Genomic DNA, 11758 nt, shown 5'->3' with positions numbered 1-11758 from the left:
TCGTGCGCGTGCGGTGTGCGCCGGCCTCAGTTGAAGAAGCGGTGCAGCATCGACTTGGGCTTGTAGTGCTTGTCGGCCTCGGCCTTGGTCAGGATCCAGGCCTGGTGCAGCCACTGCGTCTGCGGCTCGATCACATAGCCCACCACGAGCTTGCTGCCCTGGTAGTTGATGGCCTGCACCAGCGTGCGCTCGGGGCTGAACAGGCGAAAGCCCGGGCTGGTGCGAATGGTCTTGCCGTCGATTTCGACCACGGGAAACTGCGCGGTCACAACCAGCTCGCCGAACTGGGCCTGCGGCGGGAAGTTCCGTGTCTCGTTGGAGGGCAGGCCCTGCGCGGCCGCGCCCAGGCTGGCGCAGGCCAGGCCGGCGAGCAGGGCGCCGGCGCACAGGCGGCGGACGGCAGAGAAATGGGGCTTGCAGCGGTTCATGGTGTACATCCAGGGGCTGAACCCGCGATTCTACGAACTTGCCGCCGCGCAGGCGCAGCACTCGGGCATTTGTTCAGGTGCGGCCCGGCGCATACAGCACCGCCTTGGGCGGGCGGCACAGGCCCCAGAAGCGCAGGCCGATCAGCTCGGCCATCTGCACGCCCATGGCCGTGGGGGCGGAGATGGTGGCCAGGGCGGCGATGCCGACCCTGGCGCATTTGCGCACCAGCTCATGGCTGCCCCGGCTGGAGAGCACGACAAAGCCGGCCTCGCCCAGGCGGCCGGTGCGCGAGAGGCGGCCGACCAGCTTGTCCAGCGCGTTGTGGCGGCCCACATCCTCGAGCACATCCGTCAGTTGCCCGTCCAGCCCTGCCCAGCCTGCGGCATGCACGGCGCCGGCTTCGGCGTTGAGCCGCTGCAGCGGCGGCAGGGCATCGATGGCAGCGCACACCGTGGTGGCATCGACACGGGCGATCCAGTCGTGCGCGGGCAGGGGGTCGAAGGACAGGTCCAGCGCCGCGAAGCTGTCCACGCCGCAGACGCCGCAGCCTGTGCGCCCGCTCATGCTGCGGCGCCGGTCCTTGAGGCGCGCGAAGCAGCGCGAGGCCACGTCCAGCTGCACCTCGATGCCGTCCATGCCGGACGGAAGGCCTGCGGCCTGTGCAGCCACGGTGCGCACCTCGATGCCGTAGCAGTCGGCAGCGCTGTCCAGAATGCCTTCGGTGAGCGCAAAACCCAGCGCAAAGTCTTCCAGGTCCGAGGGCGTACCCATCATCACGGCATGCGAGATGCCATTGAACACCAGGGCGATGGGGACTTCGCTGGCCAGCACCTGCGGCTCGGCCTGGATGCTGACGGCGCCGCCATCGGCGATCCGGTGGCGCACCACCGCATGCGTGCGCAGTGCGGCAATGGCGGGCGCGGTGGCGCAGGCAGCATCTGCCGGGCCCGAGTCCGGGGCGGGTGCGGGAGCGTGTTCGGTGGTGGCGTTCATGGCGTGGGCCGCGCAGGCGGCCTGCGCATGATATCGGTGCCGCCGCGCAGCTTCAGTCCAGCAATGCCATGCCCTTGATCTGGGCGAAGACATGCATGCCCGGCGCAATGCCCAGCTGCCGGGCGGAATGCAGGGTGATGCGCGCCAGCAGGCGGGATGGGCCCAGCTGCAGCGAGACCATGACCTGGCCCGGGCCGTCCTCGCGCAGATCCTGCACGGTGGCCGCCAGGATGTTGAGGATGCTGCTGTCTTGCGGGTGCTGCAGGCTCAGGCTCACATCGCGCGCCTGCACGCGCAGCTGCACGCTCTCGCCGATGGGGCGCGGGCGGGCCATGACAAGGCGAAGGCGCCCGCCGTCGAAGGACAGCGTGCTCAGGTGGGCATCCGGATCGTGCTGCCGGATCTGCGCACTGAGCATGGCCGCTGCCGTGTCGCCCATGCTCAGCGGCAGGTCCAGCCGTGCCAGCAGTTCGCTGGTGGCGCCGGCCGCGACGATGCCGCCTGCCTTGAGCAGCACCAGGTGCTGGGCCAGGCGCGCTACCTCGTCGATGGAGTGGCTGACATAGACCACGGGAATGTCGAGTTCACGGCGCAGCTGGTCCAGGTAGGGCAGGACCTCGGCCTTGCGCTGGGCGTCCAGCGCGGCCAGCGGTTCGTCCATGAGCAGCACGCGGGGGCTGGTGGCCAGGGCGCGCGCAATGGCCACGCGCTGGCGCTCGCCGCCCGACAGGGTGGAGGGCATGCGGTCCATCAAATGGCCTATGCCCAGCAGGGACACGGCCTGGTCCTGGGACACCTTGCGCCGCTCGGCGGGCGTGCGCCGCATGCCGTAGTCGATGTTGCGCTGCACGCTCAGGTGCGGGAACAGGCTGGCTTCCTGGAACACATAGCCCAGTGCGCGGCGGTGCGTGGGCAGCCACTGGCTGGCCGCATCGTCCTGCCAGACCTCCCCATTGACGGCGACACGGCCCCGTGCGCGCTCCAGCCCCGCCAGCGCGCGCAGGCAGGTGGTCTTGCCGCAGCCCGAAGGGCCGAACAGGGCCGTGACGCCGCGCCCGGGCAGCTGCAGCAGCACATCGAGGCGGAAGTCGGCACGCTCCAGCGCCAGCGCAGCAAGGATTTGCGAAGGGCTCGCGGCGGGCGGGGCGCCGGCCGAAGCAACGGGAGAGAAGTCAGTCATCATGCGCGGCGCTCCTCGCGCGGCTGCAACAGGTGCAGGGCCAGCAGCACCAGGAAGGAGAACACCACCATGCCGCCGGCCAGCCAGTGGGCGTGGGCGTACTCCATGGCCTCCACGTGGTCGTAGATCTGCACCGAGACCACGCGCGTCACGCCGGGGATATTGCCGCCCAGCATCAGCACCACGCCGAACTCGCCCACGGTGTGCGCGAAGGTCAGCACGGCTGCGGTGATGAAGCCCGGGCGCGCCAACGGCAGCGCCACGGTGAAGAAGCGGTCCAGTGGCCCCGCGCCCAGGCTGGCCGCGGCCTCCATGGGGCGCGTGCCCAGCGACTCGAAGGCGCGCTGCAGCGGCTGCACCGTGAACGGCAGGGAATAGACCAGGGACCCGATGACCAGGCCTGGAAAGGTGAAGGGCAGGGTGCCCAGCCCCAGCGCCTGCGTCAACTGGCCCACGGGGCCATTGGGCCCCATGGTCACCAGCAGGTAGAAGCCGATCACCGTGGGTGGCAGCACCAGGGGCAGCGCCACCACGGCGCCAATCGGGCCGCGCCAGCGCGAGCGCGTATGGGCCAGCCACCAGGCCAGCGGCGTGCACAGCGCCAGCAGCAGCACCGTGGTCACGCTGGCAAGTTTCAGCGTCAGACGTATGGCGGCGTAGTCGTCGGCGGTAAGAATCATGCTGGAAGAATTCAGTGGTTCGCAGCGCTGGCGTCGTCCCCCTACCGCGCAGCGGGAGGGGGGAAGGCGCGTCAGCGCCTCAGGGGGAGCCTAGAGCCCGTAGCCGTAGGAGCGGATGATGGCACGCGCTTTATCAGCACGCAGGTACTTCATCAGCTCGGTGGCGGCTTCGTTGTCCTTGCCGCTGTTGAGCACGATGGCGTCCTGGCGGATGGATTCGTGCATGGCGGCGGGCACCTGCCAGGCCGAGCCTTCGCGCAGCTTGCCGTTTTCCATCACCTGCGACAGGGCCACGAAGCCCAGCTGGGCATTGCCCGTGGCCGCGAACTGGTAGGTCTGGGCGATGTTCTCGCCCATGACGATGCGCGGCTGCACCTGGGCCGTGATGCCCAGCTTGTCCAGCACTTCCATGGCGGCCGTGCCGTAGGGCGCGAGCTTGGGGTTGGCCACGGCGATGTGCCTGTAGTCGCCGGTCTTGAGGACCTCGCCCTTGTCGTCCACATAGCCGGGCTTGGGGCTCCACAGCACGAGCTGGCCGATGGCGTAGGTGAAGCGCGAGTCGGGCAGGCCACGGCCTTCCTTGACGATCTTTCCGGGCGTGGTGTCGTCGGCGGCCAGCAGGATCTGGAAGGGCGCGCCGTTGACGATCTGCGCATAGAACTTGCCCGTGGCGCCGAAGGACAGCAGGGCCTTGTGGCCGGTGTCCTTCTCGAACTCGGCGGCGATCTTCTGCATGGGCGCCGTGAAGTTGGCGGCAACGGCCACCGACACTTCGGCAGCCTGCGCAGCGACACCACCCAACAGGGCAAGGGCGGCAAAGGCGGTGGCACGCAGGGGCTGGTTCACGTTCATGGGTCTCTCGCTATTCCGTTGGTGAATAGCGCAGTGTAGCGACCTGAAAATGCGCATGCAGGGTGCAGGCGTTTTGCTTCGTGGGAAATAACGCTTGGCGGGCATGATGTCGCGCATGACTGCCGACGCTCCTGCCTCCCCTTCCGATCTGGTGCCCGCGCTGGGCCATGACCTGGCTGACCGCCGCCTCGCCATCCTGCGCCATATCGCAGCAGGGCATTCGATTTCACAAGCGGCGCGCGAGGCCGGCGTCAGCTACAAGGCGGCATGGCAGGCGCTGGATGTGCTGACCAATCTCGCGGGCTGTGCCCTGGTGGAGCGCTCGGTCGGCGGCGCCGGCGGCGGCGGCGCGCGCATCACCGCAGCCGGGCAGTCCCTGCTGGCCATGGCCGATGCGCTGGAGCAGGCCCGTGCACAGGTGCTGCAGCGCTTTGGCGGGCCGGCCAGCGTTTCCTCGGCGGCTCCCGGACTGGGGCTGGGCCTGCGCACCAGCATGCGCAATCTGTGGCCTTGCCGGGTCGGGGCCCTGCAGGCGCAGGGTGCCCAGGTCCGCGTCTGGATGCTGCCCGATGGCGGTGGCGATGCACCAGGCATTGCCGCTCGCATCACCGCCGAAAGCGCCCAGTTGCTGGGCCTGGCCCCTGGCCTGCCCGTGATGGCGCTGTGCAAGGCCACTGCCGTCCAGGTGCTGCCAGTGGCGCCGCTGGCCGGTGCGCAGGGCCTGGCCAATGCCTGGCCTGCCAAGGTGCAACGCCTGGCCCGTGCCGAGGGGGACGGGCCGCGCGAAGTGGTGGCCAGGCTGCCCTGGGGCGGCAGCGGCGTGGGGTATGCGGCGCAGCAGGCGCAAGGCGAGCCCTGGACGCTGCGCACAGGACGCAAGGTCTGGCTGTCGGTGCCGGAGTCCGCCGTGGTGCTGGCCGTGGCCGACTGACACGACTGACACGACTGACATGACAGGGTCGATTGAGCTGACTGTGCCGATTGGGCGTCGAGAAGGCCGCAGCGCGTTGCGCGTGCGCTGCAGTGGCTGCAGATTCGGACGGGTCTTATGGCGCATCCCGGGCGGGATACGAAAAATTGTGCCGCAGCGCAACCTGCGCGCTCCGGTGGCGCAGGCTTTCCCGGCGACCGATCCATCGAAACCTCCCTGGCCCCATGACCATCCTGAAATTGCGCAGGCAAGAGAAAGTGGCGTTCTACACCGCCTTGCTGTGTTCGTCCGTCGCGGCGTTCATCTTCTTCGCGTCCCAGGACGTGGCGGACAGTCTGGAGCAGCGACTGGGTGCGCTGGCCATCTGCATCGTCATCGGCGCCGTGGTGACCCTGTTCAATCACTGGTGGTTCAGAGTCTGGGGCTGGCACCTGGTGCCGGTCACCCTGCTCCTGTTCTATGGCGGCACGCTGGTCGCAGGCTGGCTGTTTGGCGGTCGATGATCGCGATGGCGCCGAAGGGGAACCTGCCGCAATGCTTTGCGTCGAAGAGCCTTTGCGACTGCATCCCAGGCCTCACACGGCCTTGCCCCTGCCATGAAGACCACCCTGTCCGCCGCCCTGATCTGCCTGTTCCTGTCTGCCCCGGCCCTGGCCCGTCCGCTGGACCCGGCGCCGCTGGATGCCTCGCAGTTCAACCTGGGACTGGTCGGCCTTGCCGGCGAGATTTCGCCAGCGGAGCGGCACCTGGAGGCCATGCTCAGGCGGCCCGAGGCCAATGCCGTCCTGCTGTCGGTGATCGACGATCCGCGCCGATCTCCCGTGGCCAAGCTCTATGCGCTGTGCGGGCTCAAGCGCATGGGCAGCGGCGGCTACGAGGCAGCGCTGGTCAAGCTGCGCGGCTTCGAGGGCCAGGTTTCCGTGATGCTGGGCGACCAGATGTTCCAGGAAGACATCCGAGAGGCGGCAGACCGCATCGAAAACCTGGAATGCAGCGAGGGCGGCTGAGCCCCGGGCCGGCCGGTCCCGGGACAAAAAAAGAGCTGCCATCGGCAGCTCTTTGCATGGCAGGGCCGTTGCCCGCACCGCTCAGGACAGCTCGCGACCCTTGAGTTCGGGGATCAGAAAGGCCGTGGCCAGCATGTCCAGCACATAGATGGCCGCCAGCAGGGCGATCGCCACCTGGAACGAATAGCTCATGGCCAGCGCACCGATCACCACCGGGCCCAGTCCGCCCACGGCGCGGCCGATGTTGAACAGCACGTTCTGCGCGGTGGCGCGCGCCTCGGTGGGATAAGCCTCGCTCATCACGGCGCCGTAGCCGCCCATCATTCCATTGACGAACAGGCCCATGAGGGCCCCCGCCCAGAGCATGGCCGCAGGGCCGGACAGCTGTGAATAGAGCACGACCATGATGACCGAGCCCAGCTGGAAGATCAGGAAGCTGGGCTTGCGGCCGATGCGGTCGGCCAGCTGGCCGAAGACCCAGATGCCGACCATCATTCCCACCACGGTCACGGCAGTCCATATCGAGGACTTGGTCAGGCTGAAGCCCAGTTGCTTGGACAGGAAGCTGGGCATCCAGATCATGATGCCGTAGTAGCCGAAGTTCTGGACCGAGGTCAGCACGATCACACCCAGGCTGACCTTGGCCGTGGCGCGGTCCTTCACCAGCAGCTTCAGGCTTTGCAGCACCGGCACGCGGGCCGAGGGCGTGGCGGACTGCTGGCGCTTCACGAAGACCTCGGGCTCGTGCAGCTTGTTGCGGATCACCCAGGCCACCACGGCCGGTATCACGCCCACCAGGAACATGCCGCGCCAGCCTATGAGGGGCAGCAGCAGCGGCGTCAGCAGCGCCGCACCCAGCACACCCATTTGCCAGCCCAGGGCCACATAGGACGAGACGCGCGCGCGGTGGCGGGCAGGCCAGGCCTCGGCAGCCAGTGCCATACCGATGCCGAACTCGCCGCCCAGGCCGATGCCCGCAATCGTGCGGTAGGCCAGCAGGTCCCAGTAGCCCTGCGCGAAGGCGCACAGGCCCGTGAACACGGCGAACAGCATGATGGTCCAGGTCAGCACGCGGATGCGCCCGTAGCGGTCGCTGAGCAGGCCGAAGAAGATGCCGCCGAACACGGCCCCTATCAGCGTCCAGGTCACCAGCGAGCCGGCCTGGCCCGGCGTGAGGTGCAGGTCGGCCGAGATGGCCGACAGCATGAAGCCCAGGATCAGCAGGTCGAAGCCGTCCATGGCATAGCCGACGGCCGAGCCGGCCAGGGCCTTCCAGCTGTAGCCATTGACCTGGGTGGCATGGGCGCCGGCATGCGTGTCTGTGCTGGCGCCGGCAGCATTGGCTGCGAGCGCCCCGGAGGAAGTGGTGGTCACGTGAAGATCCTTGAAAGCCAGGACGGCGCGCGCTCTCGCTGGGGTGCGGCACCGCGCAAAACGCCTGCGCCGCCGGCTGAGCCGGCGTGCGGGCACGCTGCGCGTGTGCTGCATCCTGGGAAGGCGATGGGCACGGGAGTCCTGGTGGGAAAACAAGCTGGGCGGCCGGCATGCCGGAGCATGGCAGGGGCTGCGCGCAAAGACAGAGCGCAAGGTGCAGCGCCAAAAGACCGCTTCTGCAAAAAGCGAAAGCCCTGAATCGGCTGGGCGATCAGGGCTTGGAGGCTGCGGGCAGGCCCGGTGAAAAGGGCGCTCCCATGCGGGCGGGCGCAATGGTAAGGGAAGTGGCCGGACAAGGCAAGTAGGGCAGTCTTGCCAGACAGCTTCTACGGCATGGACGGCTGGTACTGCCCGGCGGGCGCGGGACGGATTCGGGTGTTGCGCGGATGCAGCAGCCCCTGTGCTGCCGATGGCCCAGACAATTGAAGAAACGATAATGAGAACAAATCGCATTCGCTTTCTCTTCATGCCCTTCGACCCATCGGAGGGCATGGCGAGGAAGTTTTTTTATTGCCGTATTGCTGTTCTCCCGGAGCATTTCATGCCACTGCATCGCCTTCAACCCGGCCATCGCCCTGCGCCTCTTGCGCTGGCCATCTCCCTTGCCATCGGCGCCCTGTCCGCTCAGGCTCAGGCATTGCCGGACACGCAGAACCCGGCCACGCTGCCCACGGTCAACGTGATCTCCAACCAGTTGGGCGAGGTGACCGAAGGCTCGGGCTCCTATACGCCGGGCACCATTGCCACAGCCACGCGCATGGTGCTGACGCCGCGCGAGACGCCGCAGTCCATCAGCGTGGTCACACGCCAGAAGATGGATGACTTCAACCTCACCTCCATCGATCAGGTGATGGAGCACACGCCCGGCATCAGCATCGTCACCTATGACAGCGAGCGCACCGAGTACTACGCCCGCGGCTTCGCCATCCAGAACTTCCAGTACGACGGCATTCCGATGATGCGCGACTCCGCGTACTCGGCCGGCAACACCCTCAGCGACATGGCGATCTATGACCGCGTCGAGGTGCTCAAGGGCGCAACCGGCCTGCTCACGGGCAGCGGCACTCCGGGCGCGACCATCAACCTGATCCGCAAGAAGCCCACGCGCGATTTCCGCGGGCATGCGTCCATCTCTGCGGGCAGCTGGAGCAACTACCGCACCGAGGTGGATGTGGGCGGCGCACTCAATGCAAGCGGCAGCGTGCGCGCGCGTGGCGTGGCCGCCTACCAGGACAAGGACTCGTTCATGGACCGCTATTCGCGCAAGACCGCGACGCTCTACGGCATTGTGGAAATGGACCTGACGCCACGCACTTTGCTGACGCTGGGCGGCGATGCGCAGAACAACCGTCCGGTCAACTCCACCTGGGGCGGCATTCCGCTGCTCAATGCCGATGGCCAATTCAATGACATGCCTCGCTCGCACAACAACGGCACGCGCTGGAGCCGTTGGGACCAGTACACGCGCACGGCCTTTGCCACGCTGGAGCACAGCTTCAGCAACGGCTGGGTGGCCAAGGCGCAGTTCAACCACCAGATCAACGGCTACAACGCCAACCTGGGCGCGGCGGCTGCGGGCTTCCCCAACCCGGCCGACGGCTCCGGCGTGTCGCTGTGGCGCGGCCAGTACATAGGCCGCACCACCAGCAATGCGCTCGATGCCTACGCCAGCGGGCCCTTCTCGCTGGGCGGGCGCGAGCACGAACTGGTGCTGGGCGCCAGCGTAGCAAGGCGCCACTGGAAGAACGATGGCTACTGGCAACTGCCCGCCGACTATGTGTCCACGGTCAATGACTACTACCACTGGAATGGCGATTCGCGCCTGCCGGTGTGGGGCGCCTCACCCGACTACGTGAACAGCGAAGTGACCAAGGAGCAGGGCTTGTACACGGCGGCGCGCTGGAACCTGGCGGCCGACCTCAAGCTGATCACGGGCGGGCGCTGGTCCAACTATCGCAACCAGGTGCAGGGTCAGCGCGAGACCGGCGTTTTCGTGCCCTATGTGGGCGCGATCTACGACCTCAATGGCAACTATTCGGTCTACGCCAGCTACACCAGCATCTTCAGCCCGCAGTCCAAGCAAAACGAGAGCGGCAAGGCGCTGGACCCGCTGCGCGGCAACAACGCCGAGGTCGGCGTCAAGGCGGCCTTCATGGACGGCCGCCTCAATGCATCGGCGGCGCTGTTCCAGCTTCAGCAAGACAACTTCGGTATCGAGACCGGCGGCCTGACGCCCGGCGGCGCCACGGCCTACCGGGCCGTCGATGGCGTCAGGACGCGCGGCTTCGAGGCGGAGATATCCGGCCAGATCACGCCCGCCTGGCAACTGCAGGCCGGTTTCTCGCATGCCATTTCGCGCGACCAAGGCAAGCGCGTGGCCACGCTCACGCCCTCCAACCAGTTCAGCCTGCACACCAGCTACAGGCTGGACGGCCCGCTTTCCGGCCTGACGGTGGGCGGCGGCGCGCGCTGGCAGGACAAGACCTGGGGCGACATCTCCACGCCATCGGGCGGCACGGCCGTTCACACCGTCAAGGGCTACTGGCTGCTGGACATGATGGCGCGCTACGAGTTCAGCAAACAGCTGTCGGCCACCGTCAACGTGCGCAACCTGCTGGACAAGAAGTACTACACCATCTTCAGCTACTACAGCACCTACACCTGGGGCGAGCCGCGCTCGGTGAATGTCAGCCTGAACTACAAGTTCTGAGGCCCGGCCCGCGCTGCGCCAGCGCGGGGTCTTTGGCCCTGGCGCCAAGGGCGCCGTGCTAGGCTGGCGCCCGCTGCGGCCCGTGCGCCGCAAGCGCTCCCATTGCCGTCCGTTCACTGCCCGTTGGCCGCCCGGGTCCGTCTATGACCTTGCGGTGCAGTGCGGCGATATCTCGCAGGTTTTGCCAATAAAAACAATTCTCATTACAGTTTGGCATTCCGAGTTCTCCAACCTCCGATCCTTTCTGCCATGCATCCCATCCTGATTGCAGCCGCCCTCGCTTTGGGCGCGGCCGCCCCGATGAGCCAGGCCGCAGCCGCCGGCACCGTTCAACAGCCCGTGAAGAAGAACCTCTCCGTTGCAGAGGTGGTCAAGCATTACGGCACCCTGGTGCACGCCAATTACTCGGATTCCATCAGCTCGGCCAAGACCATGCAGAAAGCCATCGGGGCCTTTCTCGCATCACCCAGCGAGCAGGGCCTGAACAATGCGCGCAAGGCCTGGCTGGATGCACGCGAGTACTACGGCCAGACCGAGGCCTTCCGCTTCTACGCCGGTCCCATCGACAACGATGAAGGACCCGAAGGCCAGATCAACGCCTGGCCCATGGACGAGTCCTATGTGGACTATGTGGAAGGCAACCCCAATGCCGGCATCATCAACAACCGCAAGGAAGCCATCACCAAGAAGCGCCTGGCCGAGCTCAACGAGCATGACGGCGAGGAGAACGTTTCCACCGGCTGGCACGCCATCGAGTTCATGCTCTGGGGCCAGGACCTGAATGACAAGGGACCGGGCGCGCGTCCCTACACCGACTTCGTCGATGGCAAGAAATCCAATGCCGACCGCCGCCGTGAGTACCTGAAGGTGGTGACCGAGTTGCTGATCGAGGATCTGCAGTCGGTGGCCGACCAGTGGAAGCCCGGCTCGGCCAAGAATTTCCGCGCCCAGTTCGAGAAAAAGCCCGACGACGCGCTGCGCCGCATCTTCGTGGGCCTGGGTTCGCTGTCGCGCGGCGAGCTGGCCGGCGAGCGCCTGGAAGTGGCGCTGGCCAGCCGCGACCAGGAAGACGAGCACTCCTGCTTCTCGGACAACACGCACCGCGATGCCGTGACCAATGCCCAGGGCATCCTCAACGTCTGGCAGGGCAGCTACAAGCGCCTGGACGGCAGCGAGCTGCAAGGCCCGGGCATCAGGGACTGGGTGGCCTCCAAGGACAGCGCGCTGGCCGACAGGACCACGCGCCAGATCACGCAGTCGGTGCAGGCGGCCCAGGCCATTCCCGCGCCGTTCGACCAGGCCATCCAGGGCGCGCGCGACTCGGCCTCGCGCGCCAAGATCCAGGCCACCATCGACAGCCTGGTCCAGCAGAGCAAGGACCTGGTGGAGGCGGCCAATGCCGTCGGCATCACCCAGCTCAACCTGGTGGACCCCAAGGCCAACTAAAAGAACATTCACCCCAAGCGTCCAACCCCTCTCACGCCCATGCGCCAAGGCCGCCGCCCCCGAAAGGGTTCGGCGGCCCTGGCATTTGCAGGGTCG

The 11758-nt window shown here is 67.2% G+C and carries 11 protein-coding genes; 5 read left to right on the top strand and 6 right to left on the bottom strand.

Going from position 1 to position 11758, the window contains the following annotated elements:
* Positions 1-26: 26 nt before the first annotated feature.
* From ACF8ML_RS01355 to modA, 5 genes are all read right to left on the bottom strand, one after another.
* Positions 27-428 (bottom strand): hypothetical protein, encoded by a 402-nt coding sequence (locus ACF8ML_RS01355; protein ID WP_016447986.1) that lies wholly within the window; start codon positions 426-428, stop codon positions 27-29.
* 73 nt (positions 429-501) lie between these two features.
* The gene (gene fdhD, locus ACF8ML_RS01350; protein ID WP_392405981.1) at positions 502-1422 is read right to left on the bottom strand and encodes a formate dehydrogenase accessory sulfurtransferase FdhD; all 921 of its coding nucleotides are present in this window, start codon (positions 1420-1422) and stop codon (positions 502-504) included.
* Positions 1423-1474: 52 nt separating this feature from the next.
* Positions 1475-2605 carry a molybdenum ABC transporter ATP-binding protein gene (gene modC, locus ACF8ML_RS01345; protein ID WP_154835634.1) on the bottom strand — a complete coding sequence of 377 codons (1131 nt, stop codon included), beginning with the start codon at positions 2603-2605 and terminating at the stop codon, positions 1475-1477.
* Positions 2602-3282 carry a molybdate ABC transporter permease subunit gene (gene modB, locus ACF8ML_RS01340; protein WP_016447983.1) on the bottom strand — a complete coding sequence of 227 codons (681 nt, stop codon included), beginning with the start codon at positions 3280-3282 and terminating at the stop codon, positions 2602-2604. The genes modC and modB overlap by 4 nt, the downstream gene beginning before the upstream one ends.
* Positions 3283-3372: 90 nt before the next feature.
* Positions 3373-4134, bottom strand: a complete 762-nt coding sequence (gene modA, locus ACF8ML_RS01335; protein ID WP_392405978.1) for a molybdate ABC transporter substrate-binding protein — start codon at positions 4132-4134, stop codon at positions 3373-3375.
* 103 nt (positions 4135-4237) lie between these two features.
* On the opposite strand from modA, the gene ACF8ML_RS01330 reads away from it, so the two are divergent.
* From ACF8ML_RS01330 to ACF8ML_RS01320, 3 genes are all read left to right on the top strand, one after another.
* Positions 4238-5065, top strand: coding sequence for a TOBE domain-containing protein (locus ACF8ML_RS01330; RefSeq protein ID WP_126312454.1), 828 nt, complete (start codon positions 4238-4240; stop codon positions 5063-5065).
* A gap of 224 nt (positions 5066-5289) precedes the next feature.
* The gene (locus ACF8ML_RS01325; RefSeq protein WP_074922759.1) at positions 5290-5568 is read left to right on the top strand and encodes a hypothetical protein; all 279 of its coding nucleotides are present in this window, start codon (positions 5290-5292) and stop codon (positions 5566-5568) included.
* 93 nt (positions 5569-5661) lie between these two features.
* A complete protein-coding gene (locus tag ACF8ML_RS01320) occupies positions 5662-6072 on the top strand; it encodes a hypothetical protein (RefSeq protein WP_047217464.1) in 411 nt (136 codons plus the stop codon).
* An 81-nt stretch (positions 6073-6153) separates the two neighbouring features.
* Here the strand turns inward: ACF8ML_RS01320 and ACF8ML_RS01315 are convergent, their stop codons facing one another.
* Complete coding sequence (locus tag ACF8ML_RS01315; RefSeq protein ID WP_392406034.1) at positions 6154-7311, bottom strand: MFS transporter; 1158 nt, start codon at positions 7309-7311, stop codon at positions 6154-6156.
* A 736-nt stretch (positions 7312-8047) separates the two neighbouring features.
* Between ACF8ML_RS01315 and ACF8ML_RS01310 the strand changes: the two genes are divergently transcribed.
* Both ACF8ML_RS01310 and ACF8ML_RS01305 read left to right on the top strand, forming a co-directional pair.
* The gene (locus ACF8ML_RS01310) at positions 8048-10216 is read left to right on the top strand and encodes a TonB-dependent siderophore receptor (RefSeq protein ID WP_016453159.1); all 2169 of its coding nucleotides are present in this window, start codon (positions 8048-8050) and stop codon (positions 10214-10216) included.
* A gap of 249 nt (positions 10217-10465) precedes the next feature.
* Positions 10466-11662, top strand: a complete 1197-nt coding sequence (locus ACF8ML_RS01305) for an imelysin family protein (protein WP_016447976.1) — start codon at positions 10466-10468, stop codon at positions 11660-11662.
* Positions 11663-11758 lie beyond the last annotated feature (96 nt).

The organism is Delftia sp. WSY_10, from assembly GCF_043104705.1.
In the GTDB taxonomy this organism is placed as follows: Bacteria; Pseudomonadota; Gammaproteobacteria; order Burkholderiales; family Burkholderiaceae_C; genus Comamonas; species Comamonas tsuruhatensis.
This window is presented reverse-complemented; position numbering and strand designations above follow the sequence as displayed.